This window comes from Rathayibacter sp. AY1B6 (genome assembly GCF_002932755.1).
GTDB lineage: Bacteria > Actinomycetota > Actinomycetes > Actinomycetales > Microbacteriaceae > Rathayibacter.
On the sequence record NZ_PSWL01000028.1, the window covers coordinates 1 to 15,768 of the forward strand.

Here is a 15,768-nt window from a genome sequence, read left to right on the forward strand (position 1 = left end):
CCCCCGCCCCTCCCGTCGAGAAGGACACCGCCATGCCAGCAATCGTCATCACCGGCGCCCAGTGGGGCGACGAGGGCAAGGGACGCGCCACCGACCTCCTCGGCAGCCGCGTCGACTACGTCGTGAAGTTCAACGGCGGCAACAACGCCGGGCACACCGTCGTCGTGGGCGACGAGAAGTACGCCCTGCACCTGCTCCCCTCCGGCATCCTCACCCCGGGCGTCGTCCCGGTGATCGCGAACGGCGTCGTCGTCGACATCGAGGTGCTCTTCCACGAGCTCGAGGCGCTGAGCGCCCGCGGCGTCGACGTGTCGAAGCTGCTCGTCAGCGCCAACGCGCACGTCATCACCAGCTACCACCGCACCCTCGACAAGGTCACGGAGCGCTTCCTCGGCAAGCGCCAGATCGGCACCACGGGCCGCGGCATCGGCCCGGCCTACGCCGACAAGATCAACCGCGTCGGCATCCGCATCCAGGACCTGTTCGACGAGAACATCCTCCGCCAGAAGGTCGAGGGCGCCCTCGACCAGAAGAACCACCTGCTGGTGAAGGTCTACAACCGCCGCGCGATCCTGGTCGAGCAGGTGCTCGAGGACCTGCTGCAGTACACCGAGCGCCTGCGCCCGATGGTCGCCGACACGTCGCTCGTGCTCTCTCAGGCGCTCGACGCGGGCAGGACGGTGCTGTTCGAGGCGGGCCAGGCCACGATGCTCGACGTCGACCACGGCACCTACCCGTTCGTCACCTCCTCCAACGCGACCTCGGGAGGAGCGGCCACCGGCTCCGGAGTCGCGCCGAACCGCATCGACCGCGTCATCGCGGTCATCAAGGCGTACACGACCCGCGTCGGGGCCGGTCCGTTCCCGACCGAGCTCTTCGACGAGTGGGGCGAGTACCTCCGCCGGCAGGGCTTCGAGTTCGGCACCACGACCGGCCGCCCGCGGCGCTGCGGCTGGTACGACGCCCCGATCGCCCGCTACTCGGCGCGGATCAACGGGGTCACCGACTTCGTCCTCACCAAGCTCGACGTGCTCTCGGGCCTCGAGACCATCCCCGTCTGCGTCGCCTACGACGTCGACGGTGTGCGCCACGACGAGGTCCCGGTCTCGCAGAGCGACTTCCACCACGCGAAGCCGATCTACGAGGAGTTCCCCGGCTGGCAGGAGGACATCTCCGGCTGCCGCGAGTTCTCTGACCTGCCGCAGACCGCGCAGGACTACGTGCGCGCGCTCGAGGCGATGAGCGGCGCCCGGTTCTCGGCGATCGGCGTCGGCCCGGAGCGCGAGCAGGTCGTCGTGCTGCACGACCTGCTCGACTAGAGCCTTTCGCCGACCCCACGCCGGTGCGCGCCGCGGCCGACTGCACGCCGGTGCGCGCCGCGTCTCGTCACAGCCGGTGCAGGCCGCGGCCGATCGCCGACAGCACGGCCCGCTCGACGTCGTCCCACTGCGTGAGCACCTGGGTCGCCGAGAAGCGGAGGGTGACGTAGCCGTCGACCGCGGCGAACAGATCGCGGCGGCGGTCGTTCTCGAAGTCGTGGGTCGACCTGCCGTCGATCTCGACGATCAGCGTGCGGCCGATCAGCAGATCGACGCGGCCGACGCCGGGGATCCGGGCCTGGGTCGAGCACTCGACCCCGATCGAGTGCAGGCGCCACCGGGCCAGGGTCTCGACGCCGCTGCCCGAGTCGTCGCGGGCGAACGCGAGGAGCGCCTGGAGCCGCTGCGGGCAGGCCGCCCGCAGCTCGGCGAGGTCGTCGGGTCCGAGCAGGCGCTTCTCGAGCGCCGACTCGAGCGCGACCAGCATGTCCTCGGCGCCGAGGGTGCGGCCCAGCTGCAGCAGTGCGTGCGGGACGGACACCCGCAGGGGCTCGTCGTCGGGCCGGGCCGGGTCCCAGTGCAGGCGGACACCGCGGGGAACGGTGAACCGACCGGCGTTCGGCCCGACGTGCACGTGCAGCCGAGGCGAGCGCAGAACCCAGAGTCCGTGGGAGCGAGCCGCATCGGTCGCGGCGAGGCGGCCGCCGAGCCGGAAGGCGGTGAGGGCCTCCGGAGGAAGGTTCGGCGAGGCGTACCGGCCGCTCCGGCCACGGACCAAGCGGCCGTCCGCGACCGCTGCAGTGAGGCCGCGAGCAGTCGCGCCGGCGGCGAGCAGGACCGGCCGCGAGGAGACTCCACCGTGGAGGGACATGAGGCGATCGAGATCCACACGGCGAGCCTGGCGCCGGACCGCCGTTCGGGGAGGGCCTCCTGCCTCTGCCGCGACGACCGGGCCGTCCGATTCGACTGTGGAGGGACGTCGCAAGCCTCTACGACCGGCGATCGTGTTCACAACTCAGGACGAACGTCCTCGGGCCGTCGGATTCATGCGGATCCGGCCGGGTCCGAACGAATTCTTCCTGAGTTGTGAACACGACCGCTGCCGAGCGCGCCGGATAATCGGCCCATGCAGATCTACGCCGACCTCCCGGCCGTCCGCGCACGTCAGATCCTGGCCGACGCCCTCGCTCTCGGCGTGGCCGTCGTGGCGATCGCCGCCGGGATCGCGGTCGGCTCGCTGATCGCCGGCCTGGCCGAGATCGGCCGTCGGCTCGAGAGTGCCGGCAGCGGCTTCGGCTCGACCATGAGCGACGCCGGGACCACCCTCGGCGGCATCCCGCTGCTCGGCGACGCCGTGCGCGCGCCCTTCGACGAAGCGAGCGGGGCCGGCTCCGTGCTGGCCGCCGCCGGACGCGACCAGCAGCAGCTCGCGAGCGCCCTGGCCGTGGTCGCCGGGCTCGCCGTCGGGGGCCTCCCGCTCCTGCTCCTGGCCGTGCTCTGGCTCCGGCCCCGGCTCCGTTTCGCCCGCCGGACCGCCGAGCTGCGCGCCCTGGGCTCGACCGGCGGCGGAACCGAGCTGCTGGCCCTGCGCGCGCTCACCCAGGCGTCCCCCCGCGAGGTCCTCGCCGCGCACCCGGACGCCGCCGCGGGCTGGCGGACCGGCGACCCGGCCGTCACCGCTGCTCTGGCGGCCCTCGCCCTCCGCCGGGCGGGGCTCCGGCCCCGCTGACCCCGGAGGACCACCGCGGGTCCGCCGGAGGGATGACGCCGCGAGCCACTGCGGACGACGCCGGCGACACGGGTGCCTCCGTAGCGTCGGGGACATGCAGAACCAGACCTCCTCCGTCGTGGCGCGCGTCGAGGGCGTGCGCAAGCTCTACGGCAGCACGCCGCCCGTCGTCGCCCTCGACGACGTCACCCTCTCGATCGAACGGGGCGAGTTCACCGCGGTGATGGGCCCCAGCGGATCCGGCAAGTCGACGCTCATGCACGTCCTCGCCGGCCTCGACACCGCCTCCTCCGGCCGCGTGTTCCTGGGCGACGCCGAGATCACCTCGATGAGCGACGCCGAGCTGACGGTGCTCCGCCGCCGCAGCGTCGGCTTCGTCTTCCAGGCCTTCAACCTCGTCCCCACGCTCGACGTGCGCGGCAACATCCGCCTCCCGTTCGAGCTCGACGGCCGCTCCGTGACCGGCGACGAGGAGCAGTGGATCGCCCGGCTGATCGAGTCCCTCGGGCTCCGCGAGCGCCTCACGCACCGGCCCCACGAGCTCTCGGGCGGGCAGCAGCAGCGCGTGGCGATCGCCCGCGCCCTCGCCACCCGGCCGCAGCTGATCTTCGCCGACGAGCCGACCGGCAACCTCGACTCCCGCACCGGCCGCGAGGTCCTCAGCCTGCTCCGGGCCTCCACCCGCGAGTACGGCCAGTCGATCGCGATGGTCACCCACGACCCGATCGCGGCGGCCTACGCCGACCGCATCGTCTTCCTCCGCGACGGAGCCGTCGTCGACGACCGCCGCGGGATGAGCGCCGAGGAGATCTCGCGCGCGATGCTCACGATGGAGGGTGCGGCATGAGCGGCGTGCGCACGGGCTCGCGCCAGGGCGGCGGCGCGATCGTCACGGTCGCCGCGCTCGCCGCCGCGTTCGGCGCCGTGCTGGTGCAGGTCATCGCCGACATGGTCGCGGCCTTCTCCGCGGCCGGGATCGACGGCATCGGCCAGGTCGCGCTCATGCTCGGGATGGTCGGCGCCGTCTTCTTCGGCATCGCGGTGTTCGTGGGCGGGATCGTCACGGCCAACGCCGTCTCGACCGTCATCGCCGGGCGGACCCGCGAGATCGCCCTGCTGCGCCTGCTCGGCGCTTCCGGCCGGTCGCTCCGCGGCGGGATCGTCCGCACGGGTCTCGTGCAGGGGCTCCTCGGGGCGGCGATCGGCCTGGTCGCCGGCGTCGCTCTCGTGGCGCTCGCCGCCGAGCTGGCGATCCGGGGCGGCACTCTGCCCCGCTTCGACTATCCGCTCGTCTCGCCCGGTCTCCTGCTGCCGCTGATCGCCGTGGTCGCCTCGACGGTCATCGCCTCGTGGTCCGGATCGCGCCGCGTGCTCGCGGTGGCGCCGTCGCAGGCCGCCGGATCGTCCGCCGAGCCCCGCTACGAGGAGCTGCGCGGCCGCACCGCCCGCAATGTCACGGCGATCGTCTTCGTCGTGGTCGGCGCGCTGCTGCTCGCCGCCGGCGTGGTCCTCGGGCTCACCAACCCCGGCGGAGTCCTGCTCGGGCTCGTCGGAGGCATGGCGTCCTTCACCGGCGTGATCCTCGGGGCGCCCGTCCTGCTCCCTCCGCTCACCGCCCTCGTGGGCCGCGCTTTCGGCCGGGGCCCCGTCGCGCGTCTGGCGTCCGCCAACGCCGTCCGCAACCCGGCGCGCAGTGCCCGCGCCGTCATCGGCCTGGTCATCGGAGTGTCGCTGGTCACGATGTTCGCGGTCGCCGCCGCCACCTTCGGCTCGATCATGGAGCGATCGGGCGAGACGAACCCCGAGGTGATCGCGGCGTTCGAGCAGTTCATCCAGGTGAGCACCGCGGTGATGAGCGTCCTGCTCGGCTTCTCGGTCGTCCTGGCCGCCGTCGGCATGGTCAACACGCTGTCGCTCAGCGTGCTGCAGCGCCGGCGGGAGCTGGGCCTGCTCCGCGCGCTCGGCTTCACCGGCTCGCAGGTGCGGTCGATGGTGGTGCTCGAGGCGGCGCAGATGATCATCGCTGCCGCGGTCCTCGGCATCGTGCTCGGCGTCGTCTACGGCTGGTGCGGCGCGATCTCGGTGTTCGGCTCGCTGCCGGGCATCGGACTGATCCCGCCGACCGTCCCGGTGCCGATCCTGGTGGGGGTGCTCGTGGTGGGCGTCGTGATCACGGTCGTCTCGGCCGTGCTGCCCGCCCGCCGCGCCACGACGGTGTCGCCGGTCGCCGCTCTCGCGGTGGCCTGAGGGCCGGCGCCGCCGGATCGAGGAGAGCCCGCGGCGTGAGGACAGGCGCCGTCCCGCGGAGGACCCGGAGGCAGGCACCACGCAGAACCCGCGGCCTGAGCGGCGGCGCCCTCACACCACCGAGAACCCCGCGGCGAGGGGCTCCCGCCCGCTGAGCGCGAGCAGGAGCTCCTCGCCGCGTCCGGCTCGAGCAGCCAGCCCGCCGGTCAGCGCGCAGCACGCCTCGACGGCCTCGGCGGGCAGCACGTGCCGGATCCCGGTGGCGCGCGAGAGGTCGAGCGTGTGCACGACCAGCTCGAGGAGCCGGGTCCGGAGGTACTCGCCCAGCTCGATCGCGTGGCCGCCCACGGCGACGAGGCGGCCGGGACGCTGGGCGGCGACCAGCTCGACCGCGCGGCCCGCCGCCTCCGCCAGCGCCTGCGCCGGCCTGTCGCCGAGCAGCAGTCCCGCCTCGACCCCCCGCTGCGCCACCGCCACGGGGTCGGCGACGTTCCCGGCCAGCGCGGCGTAGTAGTCGAGCGCGTCCTCGATGGTCGGCTGGGGCGGCTCCGGAGCGAGGAGGTACGCCTCGACCGTCAGCACGGCCCGGGAGGCGTGGCCCGCGAGGCCTCGGACGTCCCAGACGTCGAGCCCCGGCTGCTCCCACTGGTCGTCCCGCACCTGAGCGAGCAGGCCGACGAGGGCGGCGGCGGCGGACTCGAACAGTGCGGCGGTGCTCATGGAGCCATGCTGGCACGGTGCCCCACACTGATCGCATGAGCAGTCCCCGCCGCCCCGGTCCCGTCACACTCGTCGGCCGCTCGATCGTCCTCGAGCCGCTCGCCGCCGAGCACGTCGAGCCGCTCCGGCGGGCGATCGGGCGTCCGGAGGTGTTCGCCGGCGGCTACGGAGGAGGACCCGCCGGCCTCCCCGGCGGACCGGAGGAGTTCCGCGCCTTCGTCGACCGCTACTACCCGTGGGGCACGGGCCTGCCGTTCGCCGTGCTGCAGGAGGGGAGCGTCGTCGGCACGACCTCGCTGGCCGACTTCGACGAGACGCGCGAGGCGGCCCACCTCGGCTGGACAGCCTACGCGCCCGAGACGTGGGGCACCGTCGTGAACCCGGAGGCGAAGCGGCTGGTGCTCGGGCTCGCCTTCGACAGCGGCTACGAGCGGGTGAAGCTCCAGGCGGATGCGGTGAACGCGCGCTCGCGGGCCGCGATCCTCCGCCTCGGCGCCGTGTTCGAGGGGGTGCTCCGCCACGACCAGCGGCGGGCCGACGGCTCGTGGCGCGACACGGCCGTCCACTCGATCCTCGCGGCCGAGTGGCCGGCCGTCCGCGACGCGCTCGACCGTCGGATCGACGCGGCGCTAGCGCTCTCTCCCTCGGCCGCGCAACCGCTGACCGACCGGGCGCCCGAGGAGTAGGAAGGAGGAATGGAACGCATCCACTACGCCGGCAGCTCCGTGCTGACGGGTACCGCCATCGCGCGGTCGCTGCTGGCCTACGCGGAAGCGCTGGCGCTCACCAAGGGGTCGATCACGGTCGACATCCCGATCCGCCAGGAGTCCGGCCGGCCCGGACGGGCGGCGCTGCTGATCGGACCGGCGAGCCAGCTGTTCTCGGAGTCCGAGGACGACGGAGCCGAGGAGCTGCTCGACGAGGAGCTCGTCGAGCGCTTCACCCGCGAGACGGCCCGCCTGGGCGTCTCGCACCCCGTGGCCGAGGAGGACGGCGGCGCCGGGCCCCTCTCCGCCGTCGACACCGAGATCCCGCACTTCCACGGCGAGGACGACTCCTGGTGAGCATCCGGGGCGCCGGTAGTATCGACACCCACGACTGCGCCCGACCCTTCGCGGACGGGCGACTTCCCGAACGGAGAACCGCCTGATGGGGCGACTGATCTACGACTCGACCCTCGAGGCCGACTTCGACGACCGTCTGCTGGCGCACCTGCAGATCGTGATCGGCTCGAAGCTCGCGCGCAACGAGTCCTTCTACTTCTCCTGGAAGGACTCCCAGGCGGTCGGCGACGGACGCACCTCGATCTGGCTGCACCCCGCCATCCCGTTGCGCTTCAAGTACCACGGCGGCCGCGCACCGAACATCAACCCGGACTGGATCCGCCAGCTGCTCGCCGACTCGCACACGGCGCACGGGCTGCGGATCAGCGAGGAGCCCCACGGGACCGCCCGTCAGAGCGAGGAGAGCATGCTGTGAAGCGCGTCGAGATCATCTACGGCGGAGCGCCGTTCAGCCTGAGCGAGACGAGTGCCGCGGAGGTGCGCGAGAGCATCGACCGCGCCCTGGACGGCTCCGCGTCGCGCTGGATCACGGTGAACCAGGGCGAGGGCGAGCCTCGCGAGACCTCGATCCTGATCACGCCGGGAGTGGCGTTCTCGGTCGCGGACGTCGCGCACTGAGGCTCGTGCCGCGGTCCCGGTGACCGCCGGGGCTCGCGCCGCCGGCTCGGTCCGGGGCGCTCGCGCCGCCGGCCCGGCTCCGAACGGCTGCCGTGGCAGGCGCACCCGCCCCGCTCAGCCCGCCAGCACGCGCGGGAACTCGCCCGGGATCTCGCTCGCGAGATAGCCGGCCGGGCCGATCCGCGCGGTGAGGCGCGTGTCCGCCTCCGTGTGCAGGAAAGCGCCCCACGAGGCCGCGCCCATCGGGTCGACGCCGCGCCCGCGCAGGCCCGCCGTCGCTCCGGCGAGCACGTCGCCGCTGCCCGCGGTGGCCAGCCCGGGATGCTCGCCCTCGATCCGCACCGCGTCGCCGTCGGGCGAGGCGATCGTGTTGAACAGGCTCACCACCGCGCCGTAGCGCTCGGCGACCGCGAGAGCGGCCCGCTCGACGTCGTCGACCTCCTCGCCGAGGAGCCGGGACGCCTCCTCCGAGTTCGGGGTCAGCAGGAGCCGGCCCGCGAGCCTCCGCGCGAGACGGCGCTGCCCGGGCAGGACCCCGAGCGGGAAGGCGTCGAGGTGGACGGCCGGCACGTCGTCGAGGAGCGGAGCGAGGGCCCGCAGGGTCGCGGCGGTCGCGCGCGGGTCGTCCAGGCCGGGCCCGATCAGGGCGACGTCGGCGGAGGCGAGCTCGCCGGCCAGGACGTCGAGCCCCCGGCCCGCGACGGAGCCGGTCCGCGTCTCCGCGAGCGGGACCACTCCGCACTCCGGCAGCGCGACCGCGGTGGCCGACGCGACCGACTCGGCGACGCAGAGCGTGATGCGCCCCGCGCCGGTCCGCAGCGCGGCGATCCCCGCGAGGATCGCGGCTCCGGGCGTCTTGCGGGCGCCGCCGACGACGACCACGTCGCCGCGGGAGTGCTTCGAGCCTCCGGGCTCGGGGAGGGGCCAGCGCTGCTCGAGCAGGGCGCGGGAGACGAGGTCACTCACGGGGGTCTCCTTCTCCGGCCGCGCGGTCGTCGTGCCGGGTGACGGGGGCGCCGGAGCGCTCGAGGTGGGACGTGCGGTTGAAGAGCTCGAGACGCCACGCATCGCCGTCGCGGACGAGACGGGTGACGGAGCCGTTGGCGACGGGCGTCGAGGCGCCGATGTCGAGCAGTTCGCGCTCGGAGAGGCCCTCGAGGACGTAGCGGAGGACGAGGACGACCGCGTCGTGGCAGAAGAGGATCGCCGGCCCGGGAGGCGCGGCGACAGCGAGGTGGTCGACGAACGCGCGGACGCGGAGCGCGAGATCCGTCCAGGCCTCCCCGCCCGGCGGGCGGTAGTAGAACTTGCCGAGCCACTCGCGCCGCGCCGCCTCCTCGGGCATCCTGACCCGCACGCCGGCGGAGGTGAGGCGGTCGGTCACGCCGAGATCGCGGTCGCGCAGGCGCTCGTCGGGGCGCAGCCGCAGGTCGATGCCGGCCTCGCCGAGGGCGAGACGCGCGGTCGCGGAGGCGCGGCGGTAGGGCGAGGTCCAGGCGGAGGCGGGTCGCGCCTCCTCCGCCAGCCACCGGCCGAGCGCGCGGGCCTGCTCCTCGCCGGAGGGGGAGAGCTCGACGTCGGGGTCGCGGCGGTCGACGGCGATCTCGTGCGCCCCCGAGGCCTCGGCGGCGCTCGCCGCGATGTTGGCGAGGCTCTCGCCGTGGCGGACGAGGAGGAGCTCGGTCGGGCCGGTGGAGGAGTCGGGCATGGCTCCACGCTCCGCCTCGCGGGCCGGAGCCGCCAGGGGGTTCCGCCGCGGCGACGCGGGTTGCTACGGGGGCGTCAGGGCGCCTCTCCGTCGGCGCGCTCCTCCGCCGAGACCGCCGTGACGACCGCGGTGAGCGTCTCGGGGTCGCTCAGGATGCGGAAGTGCCCGCCGGTCTCGATCCGGACGTTGACCGCGCCCTCGAGCATGCTGCCCTCGGGGATGTGCGGATCGAAGAGGCCGAACACGGAGGTGATCCGCGCGTTCGCTCCGGAGCGGCTCGACAGCAGCAGGGTCGTGGCGTCCCTCGGCGAGAAGGCGCGCAGGCTCCGGAGGACCAGGTAGGGCGCGTAGCGGGAGCCGCCGAACGGGGTCGCCACGGCGACCATCCGGTCGACCCGGCCGTCCGGGTCCAGCTCGGTCATCACGTACTTGCCGATCAGCCCGCCCTTGCTGTGGGCGACGATCACCACGTCGCGGAGCCCGTGCTCGGCGAGGTAGGCGGCCACGTCCTCCGCGGTCCGGGCGACCGGGCGGCCGTTCCGGCCGAGGCTCGTCAGCACGTGCAGCGGGTGCCCGCGCTCGTGCAGAGGGTCGATGATCGGGCGGAGGAAGGACCAGGTCTCCCAGATCCCCGGGAGGACCACGACGGGCCGCCGGTCGCCGTCGAGGTAGTCGTCCGGGGCGCGGCGCGAGAGGACGCCCCGCACCTGCCAGGCGACGGCGTAGGCGTAGTCGCGGATCCACCAGACGGCGTCGCGCAGCAGGCGTCGGAGCCGGCTCATGCGGCCGGCTCCGACCGCAGGGGGAGCGGGGCGACGGGACTCTCGCCGAGGGCGGCGGCGAAGCGGAGGATCTCGCGGGCGAGCGCTCCCGGCTCGGTGCGGGGGACGACGTGGCGCGAGCCGGCGAACTCGACGAGCCGCCCCTCGCGCGCGCGGGCCGTGAGCCGCTCGCACCAGTCCCGGGTGGCGATCGGATCGTCGCGGCCGCGGGCGACGAGGACCGGCACCTCCAGCCGGGCGACTCGCTCCTGCACCGGATGCCGCAGCATCTCGGGCAGCTGGCGCAGGTACCAGCGCAGGCCGCCGCGCAGGTAGTCGGCCAGCAGGATCGCGTCGACGCCCACCGGCTCGCCGAGGCAGTCGCGCAGCAGCGCGAGCCCCTGGCGGACCGCTCCCGGCCGCTGCGGATCCACCACCGGCCCGATGAGCACCGCGCCGTCGACCAGCCCGGGCGCGCGCAGCCCCAGCTCGACCGCCACCTGCGACCCCATCGAGTGCCCGACGACGACCGCGCGCGAGACGCCCAGTCCGCGGAGGACCTGCTCGACCTGCCGCGCGTGGTCCTCGAGGCCGACCCTCCGCCGCGGGCGCCCGTTCGCGCCGAAGCCGGCGAGGTCGACGCCGATCACCCGGCCGTGCCGCTTCAGGCGGGCGGCGAGCGGCGAGAAGGTGTGGTGCGACATCCCGATCCCGTGGATCAGGACGAACACGGCGCCCGCTCCGGCCGGACCGGTGTCGACCGTCCGCAGCGTGACGCCCTCGACCTCGTGTCGCACGGGGAGGACGCGGCGGGGCGGTGTCGGCAGCATCGTCCCAGGCTAGGGACCGGTGGCCGGGCGTGCGGGGGGATGCGCCCGCTCCCGCCGTGGTCTAGGCCGGATCCGGCCTGGGGAGGAGCGTTCCCTCCGCCGGCCGCCGTCGAGCGTCCCGTCGTCCCCGCTGTCAAGCGGCTCCTCCCGGGCGGCGCCCCTGCCTAGCCTCGGAGGAGAGGGCCGGCGTGCGCCGCTCCCGGAGGGATGACGCCATGCGGATCGCGATCGTCGGAGCGACCGGCAACCTGGGGACGGCGCTGCTGCGGCGCCTGCACGGCGAGGCCGGGGTGGAGGAGATCGTGGGCATCGCCCGCCGGGCCCCTCGGCTCCGCTCGGAGGAGTACCGCGACGTGCGCTGGGTGGAGATCGACCTCGCGTCGAGCGTCGCACCGCGGCGGCTCCGCGAGGCCTTCGCCGGCGTCGACGCCGTCGTGCACCTGGCCTGGGCGCTGCAGCCCAGCCACGACGAGCCGTTCCAGCGGCTGGTCGACGTCGGAGGCACCGCGGCCGTGCTCGAGGCCGTCGCCGCCGCGGGAGTCGGCCACGTCGCCGTCGCCTCGTCCGTGGGCGCCTACAGCGCGGCGCCGAAGTCGATCCGGGTGACCGAGGACTGGCCCACCGGAGGCCTGCACACCTCGACCTACAGCCGCCACAAGGCCGCGAACGAACGGCAGCTCGACGTCTTCGAGGAGCAGCACCCCGAGATCGTCGTCACGCGCCTGCGCCCGGGGCTCGTCTTCCAGCGCGGAGCGGCGACCGAGATCGCCGGGCTGTTCGCGGGCCCCCACTACCCGACGCGGTGGCTGAAGGCGGTCCGGATCCCGGTCCTGCCGCTTCCGAGGAGCATCGTCTTCCAGGGCGTGCACGCCGACGACGTGGCCGACGCCTTCTGGCGCGTGCTCGACCGGCGCGCCGGCGGAGCCTTCAACATCGCGGCCGAGCCGGTCCTCACTCCGGAGCGGCTGGCACGCGCCTTCGGCGCCCGCCTGGTCACGGTGCCGTTCGGGCTGCTCCGCTCCGTCGTCACCGCGACCTGGCACCTGCGCCTCCAGCGCACGGACGCGGGCTGGCTCGACATCGCGGGCAACATCCCGGTCATGTCGACCGAGCGCGCCCGCGCGGAGCTCGGCTGGGCGCCGACCCGCACGGCGGAGGAGGCGCTCGCCGAGCTCGTGGCCGGCCTGGCCGACCGCTCGACCGTCCCGGGCTCGCCCCCGCTCCGGGGCTGATCCGGCCGGGCGCGCAGCCGAGGCGCGCCCGCCCGGTCACTCCGCGACGCGGATGAGCACCTTGCCCGTCGCGCCCTGCTCGACCGCGTCGTGGGCGGCCGCGGTCTCCTCGAGCGGGAACCAGGTCAGCGGGAGGCCCGCCTCCTCGCCCACCGGGAGGGCGCCGTCGACGAGCGCCGCGGTGATGTCCTCGGCCGCGGCCTGCAGCGCCTCCTCGCCCACGGTGTAGAGCAGCAGGCCCTGCCAGCGGGCGTTCTTCGCGAAGCTCGCGACGATCGGCACGATGAACTCGTCGCCGTTGTTGTTCGCGTAGTAGCCGATGCTGCCGTGGTTGGCGAGCACCTCGACGTCGAGCGCGGCGTTCTGGGCCGGGGCCACCTCGACCACGTGCTCGACGCCCTCGGGGGCGAGCTCGCGGATCCGGTCGGCGAGCGCGGCGTCCGGGTACTGCAGCACGTGCTGCGCGCCGGCCGCACGGGCGAGCCGCTCCTTGGAGTCGCTGCTCACCGTCGCGATGACGGTCGCGCCGGCCCAGACCGCGAGCTGGACGGCGGCGTGCCCGACGGCTCCGGCGCCGCCCTGGACCAGGACGGTGCGGCCGGCGAGGGCGCCGGGTGCGAGGCGGGAGGGGCCGTGCTCGTGCACGGTGAGGGCGCGGTGGGCGGTCATCGCGGGGACGCCGAGGCTCGCGGCGACGTCGGTGCCGACGCCCTCGGGCAGGCGCACGACGTGCTCGGCGGCGAGCACCGCCGACTCCTGCGCGGTGCCGGTGGGGCGGCGGTGCGCGGAGAGGTACATCCAGACCCGGTCGCCGACCGTCAGGCCCTCGACGCCCTCGCCGACGGCGTCGACGACTCCGGCGCCGTCCTGGTTCGGCACGACCTCGTCGAACGCGAGGTCGCCGTCGGCGCGCGCCTTCCAGTCGGTCGGATTCACGCCCGAGGCCAGGACGCGGACGCGGACCTCGCCGGCGCCCGGCGCCCGCTCCTCCCGGTCGACGAGGGAGAGGACGGAGGAGTCGCCGGTGCGGGAGTAGATGATCGATCGCATACGGAGGGCAAGGAGCGCGGGCGGCGGCGTATTCCCGGCGGCACGACGAAGGGCGGCGGGTCCGGAGGCCCACCGCCCTGTCAGCGCCGACGGATCAGTGCTGCACGTCCTCCTGGACGGCGTGCTTGGCCTCGCGGGCCGAGTCCTTCACGTCGTCGGTGGCGGAGGTGCCCGCCTCCTTGACGTTCTGCGCGGCGTCGGCCGCGGTCTCCTTGACGGAGGCGAAGGCCTGCTGCGCGGGCTCGCGGAGCTCGCTCGCCGCCTCCTTGGCCGCGTCGGTCACCTTGTCGACGACCGGCTGGGCCTGCTCCTTGACGCGGCTCGCCGCCTCCTTCTCCTTGCTGGAGGCGGGGATGAGCGAGGCGACGAGGAGTCCGGCGCCGAGGGCGATGAGCCCCACGGCGAACGGGTTGCCCTCCGCCTTGGCCTTCGCCGAGCCCGCACTGCTCGAGAGCGAGTCGGACGCGTCGTGCGCCGAGCCCATCACGCGGTCGCGGACGGAGCCCACGGCCGACTTGACCTTGTCGGTCTGACGCTGCGCGATGGCGGACGGGCTGACCTTCTCGGCCAGCGCGTCGACGTCGCCGCCGAGCTCGAGGCGCGTGCGCTCGATGTCCGCCCGGATCTCCTCGGGTGTCTTGTTCTGTCCTGCGTCGTACGTCATCGTCCTGCCCCGTTCGGCTTGAGGGTGTCGGGAATCTTCTTGAGGGAGTCGACCGTCTCGGGAGCGCCGTCGACCTGCTTCAGGCTCTTGCGGCCCACCGCGTAGAGGATCGCGGCCACGATCGCCCAGATGACGGCCACGACCACTCCGGACCAGCCGTTGCCGATCAGAGTGCCCAGGCCCCACCAGAGGGCGATCGAGAGGAAGAGCACGGCCATCAGCGCGGCGTAGCCCGCCCCGCCGAGGAGGCCCGCTCCCTTGCCCGCCTTGCCGGCGGACTCCTTGAGCTCGGCCTTCGCGAGGGCCATCTCCTGACGGATCAGGGTGGAGAGGTCGCGCGAGACCTCGCCGAGCAGATCGCCCAGCGACGTCGACCCGGCCCGCTGGTCGGGCGTCTCCGTCGAGCGGTGGACGCCCGTCGGGTCGGTCACAGCCGGCCGCCGTTCGGGAAGCCGCCGTCGAGCGGGTCGGCGACGGGCTCGGTCGGCGCGTAGTCGCGCTCGAGGGAGCTCGAGCCGACGGTGCCGTAGGTCGACGCGACGGGCGCGTCGTACGCGGAGGCGTCGGAGTACGCAGTGGTCGAGGCGGGGGCGTCGAACTCGGGCCCGTCGGTGCGGGTGCTCGTCGCCTCCTTCTCGTCCTTCGCCTCAGCGGTCAGGGCGCGGATGAGGCGCCCGCCGACGAGTCCCGTCGCCGCGGCGATGAGGATGAAGGCGCCCGGACGGCGGCGGGCGAACGCGCGGACGTCGTCGAGGAGCTCGGAGGGGTCGCGGTTCTCGAGCCACGACGCCACACCCTGCACGCGGGTGGCGGCCTGCGAGACGAGCTTCGCCGCGGCGTTGTCGCTGCCGCCCTCGCCGTTGGCCAGCGCGGTCAGGTCGTCGCTGAAGGCGCGGGCGCCCTTGGCAGCGTTCTCCTTCTGCGCGTGGGCCTGCTCGGTGAACTGGGTGCGACCCTGCTCGTAGAGGTCGCGGACCTGGACCTTGGCCTCCTGGACCACGTTGGCGGCCTCGTCCTTGCCGGTCGAGAGCACCTCGCCGGCGGCCTGCTTGGCGTCGCCTGCGACGGCGCCGGCCTGGTCCTTGGCGGTACCGGCGGCGGCACTGGCCTTCTCCTTCGCGGAGTCGACCGCGCCGGAGCCGGAGTCGGTCGTGTCGGTGGAGGCGGCGTGAGCGCCGGTCTCATAACCGGTGGTGCCGGTCGGGGTGTCGGTCGCGCCGAAGTTCGCGGCGCCGTCTCCGAAAGGAGGTGAAGCGGGATCGATGTTCGACATCGTCTGCCCTTCCAGTAGTCGAGTGGGGTGCCGCAAGTCTGGGCGGGGCGTCCCGGAAGCAGGAAGGGCGTAGCGGTTGACCCCCGGAAAGGGCTAGCATCCCGCGCCCCCGAGACGGTGCGTGGTCACGGCCTCGTCCGGCCGTGGGAGCAGTCAAGCCCTCCTGGCCTGCGCCGGGTCTGCCTACTGTCGAAGGAGACATCGGACGTCCGCACCCGGATCCGCTCAGCTCCCCGGAAAGGCACAACCAGTCATGCTCTCCTCCCGCCAGGCATCCCCGCTCTCCCCGTCCCGCTCCTCGCGCGCCCGCGTGCTCGGCGCCCTCGGAGCCTCCGCTCTGCTGATCGGCCTGCTGGCCGGCTGCAGCGGTGACGCCCAGACGCCGAACCAGTCGGGGAGCGCGGTGCCCACCAGCGCCGACGACGGATCGTCGCAGACGCCCACGAACGCGCCCTCCCAGTCGGCCCCGTCGGAGTCCGCCACTCCCGCGACCTGATCCCGCGCCCTCGACCGGCCGGCCCCGCTCGAGGGCGCGAATCATGGCAGTCCAGCG

Annotated in this window: 20 protein-coding genes; 10 read left to right on the plus strand and 10 right to left on the minus strand. The window is 74.2% G+C overall.

Translation table 11 applies throughout. From position 1 onward, the window contains the following. Positions 1 to 32: 32 nt before the first annotated feature. Complete coding sequence (locus C5D08_RS13900; protein ID WP_104222783.1) at positions 33 to 1,319, plus strand: adenylosuccinate synthase; 1,287 nt, start codon at positions 33 to 35, stop codon at positions 1,317 to 1,319. 67 nt (positions 1,320 to 1,386) lie between these two features. On the opposite strand, the gene C5D08_RS13905 is transcribed toward C5D08_RS13900, so the two are convergent. After that, positions 1,387 to 2,190: a DUF559 domain-containing protein gene (locus tag C5D08_RS13905; RefSeq protein ID WP_104277541.1), complete on the minus strand. Its 804-nt coding sequence runs from the start codon at positions 2,188 to 2,190 to the stop codon at positions 1,387 to 1,389. A 255-nt stretch (positions 2,191 to 2,445) separates the two neighbouring features. On the opposite strand from C5D08_RS13905, the gene C5D08_RS13910 reads away from it, so the two are divergent. From C5D08_RS13910 to C5D08_RS13920, 3 genes are all read left to right on the plus strand, one after another. Then, a complete protein-coding gene (locus C5D08_RS13910) occupies positions 2,446 to 3,048 on the plus strand; it encodes a hypothetical protein (protein ID WP_104277542.1) in 603 nt (200 codons plus the stop codon). A 94-nt stretch (positions 3,049 to 3,142) separates the two neighbouring features. Further along, on the plus strand, positions 3,143 to 3,895 hold the full coding sequence (locus C5D08_RS13915) for an ABC transporter ATP-binding protein (protein WP_104222781.1): 753 nt from the start codon (positions 3,143 to 3,145) through the stop codon (positions 3,893 to 3,895). After that, entirely contained in the window at positions 3,892 to 5,295 is a 1,404-nt protein-coding gene (locus C5D08_RS13920) for an FtsX-like permease family protein (protein WP_104277543.1), read from the plus strand. Before C5D08_RS13915 ends, C5D08_RS13920 begins: the two co-directional genes overlap by 4 nt. A 111-nt stretch (positions 5,296 to 5,406) precedes the next feature. On the opposite strand, the gene C5D08_RS13925 is transcribed toward C5D08_RS13920, so the two are convergent. Beyond that, positions 5,407 to 6,015: a maleylpyruvate isomerase N-terminal domain-containing protein gene (locus C5D08_RS13925; protein WP_104277544.1), complete on the minus strand. Its 609-nt coding sequence runs from the start codon at positions 6,013 to 6,015 to the stop codon at positions 5,407 to 5,409. A 35-nt stretch (positions 6,016 to 6,050) separates the two neighbouring features. Here C5D08_RS13925 and C5D08_RS13930 point away from each other — a divergent pair, with 35 nt between their 5' ends. The 4 genes from C5D08_RS13930 to C5D08_RS13945 all read left to right on the plus strand — a co-directional run bounded on the left by C5D08_RS13930 (position 6,051) and on the right by C5D08_RS13945 (position 7,697). Next, the gene (locus tag C5D08_RS13930; protein ID WP_104277545.1) at positions 6,051 to 6,701 is read left to right on the plus strand and encodes a GNAT family N-acetyltransferase; all 651 of its coding nucleotides are present in this window, start codon (positions 6,051 to 6,053) and stop codon (positions 6,699 to 6,701) included. A gap of 9 nt (positions 6,702 to 6,710) precedes the next feature. After that, entirely contained in the window at positions 6,711 to 7,079 is a 369-nt protein-coding gene (locus C5D08_RS13935) for a hypothetical protein (protein WP_104222777.1), read from the plus strand. An 85-nt stretch (positions 7,080 to 7,164) separates the two neighbouring features. Further along, entirely contained in the window at positions 7,165 to 7,494 is a 330-nt protein-coding gene (locus C5D08_RS13940; RefSeq protein WP_104222776.1) for an ATP-dependent DNA ligase, read from the plus strand. Further along, positions 7,491 to 7,697, plus strand: coding sequence for a hypothetical protein (locus C5D08_RS13945; protein WP_104222775.1), 207 nt, complete (start codon positions 7,491 to 7,493; stop codon positions 7,695 to 7,697). The genes C5D08_RS13940 and C5D08_RS13945 overlap by 4 nt, the downstream gene beginning before the upstream one ends. 114 nt (positions 7,698 to 7,811) lie before the next feature. Here the strand turns inward: C5D08_RS13945 and C5D08_RS13950 are convergent, their stop codons facing one another. From C5D08_RS13950 to C5D08_RS13965, 4 genes are all read right to left on the minus strand, one after another. Further along, positions 7,812 to 8,663 (minus strand): NAD(P)H-hydrate dehydratase, encoded by an 852-nt coding sequence (locus C5D08_RS13950; RefSeq protein ID WP_258067413.1) that lies wholly within the window; start codon positions 8,661 to 8,663, stop codon positions 7,812 to 7,814. Beyond that, positions 8,656 to 9,405: a histidine phosphatase family protein gene (locus C5D08_RS13955; RefSeq protein WP_104277547.1), complete on the minus strand. Its 750-nt coding sequence runs from the start codon at positions 9,403 to 9,405 to the stop codon at positions 8,656 to 8,658. The genes C5D08_RS13950 and C5D08_RS13955 overlap by 8 nt, the downstream gene beginning before the upstream one ends. Positions 9,406 to 9,479: 74 nt before the next feature. Beyond that, positions 9,480 to 10,187 (minus strand): triacylglycerol lipase, encoded by a 708-nt coding sequence (locus tag C5D08_RS13960; protein WP_104277548.1) that lies wholly within the window; start codon positions 10,185 to 10,187, stop codon positions 9,480 to 9,482. Beyond that, positions 10,184 to 10,996 carry an alpha/beta fold hydrolase gene (locus C5D08_RS13965; protein WP_104277549.1) on the minus strand — a complete coding sequence of 271 codons (813 nt, stop codon included), beginning with the start codon at positions 10,994 to 10,996 and terminating at the stop codon, positions 10,184 to 10,186. The genes C5D08_RS13960 and C5D08_RS13965 overlap by 4 nt, the downstream gene beginning before the upstream one ends. Positions 10,997 to 11,211: 215 nt before the next feature. On the opposite strand from C5D08_RS13965, the gene C5D08_RS13970 reads away from it, so the two are divergent. After that, complete coding sequence (locus C5D08_RS13970; RefSeq protein ID WP_104277550.1) at positions 11,212 to 12,228, plus strand: NAD-dependent epimerase/dehydratase family protein; 1,017 nt, start codon at positions 11,212 to 11,214, stop codon at positions 12,226 to 12,228. Between the two features lie 36 nt (positions 12,229 to 12,264). On the opposite strand, the gene C5D08_RS13975 is transcribed toward C5D08_RS13970, so the two are convergent. The 4 genes from C5D08_RS13975 to C5D08_RS13990 all read right to left on the minus strand — a co-directional run bounded on the left by C5D08_RS13975 (position 12,265) and on the right by C5D08_RS13990 (position 15,215). After that, positions 12,265 to 13,278: an NADPH:quinone reductase gene (locus C5D08_RS13975; RefSeq protein ID WP_104277551.1), complete on the minus strand. Its 1,014-nt coding sequence runs from the start codon at positions 13,276 to 13,278 to the stop codon at positions 12,265 to 12,267. Between the two features lie 94 nt (positions 13,279 to 13,372). Next, complete coding sequence (locus C5D08_RS13980; protein WP_104277552.1) at positions 13,373 to 13,942, minus strand: DUF3618 domain-containing protein; 570 nt, start codon at positions 13,940 to 13,942, stop codon at positions 13,373 to 13,375. After that, entirely contained in the window at positions 13,939 to 14,373 is a 435-nt protein-coding gene (locus tag C5D08_RS13985; protein ID WP_104222767.1) for a phage holin family protein, read from the minus strand. Before C5D08_RS13985 ends, C5D08_RS13980 begins: the two co-directional genes overlap by 4 nt. After that, positions 14,370 to 15,215 carry a hypothetical protein gene (locus tag C5D08_RS13990; RefSeq protein ID WP_104277553.1) on the minus strand — a complete coding sequence of 282 codons (846 nt, stop codon included), beginning with the start codon at positions 15,213 to 15,215 and terminating at the stop codon, positions 14,370 to 14,372. Before C5D08_RS13990 ends, C5D08_RS13985 begins: the two co-directional genes overlap by 4 nt. 253 nt (positions 15,216 to 15,468) lie before the next feature. Here C5D08_RS13990 and C5D08_RS13995 point away from each other — a divergent pair, with 253 nt between their 5' ends. Next, complete coding sequence (locus C5D08_RS13995; RefSeq protein WP_104277554.1) at positions 15,469 to 15,711, plus strand: hypothetical protein; 243 nt, start codon at positions 15,469 to 15,471, stop codon at positions 15,709 to 15,711. Positions 15,712 to 15,768: the final 57 nt, after the last annotated feature.

Coding starts and splice junctions, on each gene's coding strand:
- C5D08_RS13900 (WP_104222783.1), top strand. CDS start 33: ATGCCAGCAATCGTCATCACCGGCGCCCAGTGGGGCGACGAGGGCAAG.
- C5D08_RS13905 (WP_104277541.1), bottom strand. CDS start 2,190: ATGTCCCTCCACGGTGGAGTCTCCTCGCGGCCGGTCCTGCTCGCCGCC.
- C5D08_RS13910 (WP_104277542.1), top strand. CDS start 2,446: ATGCAGATCTACGCCGACCTCCCGGCCGTCCGCGCACGTCAGATCCTG.
- C5D08_RS13915 (WP_104222781.1), top strand. CDS start 3,143: ATGCAGAACCAGACCTCCTCCGTCGTGGCGCGCGTCGAGGGCGTGCGC.
- C5D08_RS13920 (WP_104277543.1), top strand. CDS start 3,892: ATGAGCGGCGTGCGCACGGGCTCGCGCCAGGGCGGCGGCGCGATCGTC.
- C5D08_RS13925 (WP_104277544.1), bottom strand. CDS start 6,015: ATGAGCACCGCCGCACTGTTCGAGTCCGCCGCCGCCGCCCTCGTCGGC.
- C5D08_RS13930 (WP_104277545.1), top strand. CDS start 6,051: ATGAGCAGTCCCCGCCGCCCCGGTCCCGTCACACTCGTCGGCCGCTCG.
- C5D08_RS13935 (WP_104222777.1), top strand. CDS start 6,711: ATGGAACGCATCCACTACGCCGGCAGCTCCGTGCTGACGGGTACCGCC.
- C5D08_RS13940 (WP_104222776.1), top strand. CDS start 7,165: ATGGGGCGACTGATCTACGACTCGACCCTCGAGGCCGACTTCGACGAC.
- C5D08_RS13955 (WP_104277547.1), bottom strand. CDS start 9,405: ATGCCCGACTCCTCCACCGGCCCGACCGAGCTCCTCCTCGTCCGCCAC.
- C5D08_RS13960 (WP_104277548.1), bottom strand. CDS start 10,187: ATGAGCCGGCTCCGACGCCTGCTGCGCGACGCCGTCTGGTGGATCCGC.
- C5D08_RS13965 (WP_104277549.1), bottom strand. CDS start 10,996: ATGCTGCCGACACCGCCCCGCCGCGTCCTCCCCGTGCGACACGAGGTC.
- C5D08_RS13970 (WP_104277550.1), top strand. CDS start 11,212: ATGCGGATCGCGATCGTCGGAGCGACCGGCAACCTGGGGACGGCGCTG.
- C5D08_RS13975 (WP_104277551.1), bottom strand. CDS start 13,278: ATGCGATCGATCATCTACTCCCGCACCGGCGACTCCTCCGTCCTCTCC.
- C5D08_RS13980 (WP_104277552.1), bottom strand. CDS start 13,942: ATGACGTACGACGCAGGACAGAACAAGACACCCGAGGAGATCCGGGCG.
- C5D08_RS13990 (WP_104277553.1), bottom strand. CDS start 15,215: ATGTCGAACATCGATCCCGCTTCACCTCCTTTCGGAGACGGCGCCGCG.
- C5D08_RS13995 (WP_104277554.1), top strand. CDS start 15,469: ATGCTCTCCTCCCGCCAGGCATCCCCGCTCTCCCCGTCCCGCTCCTCG.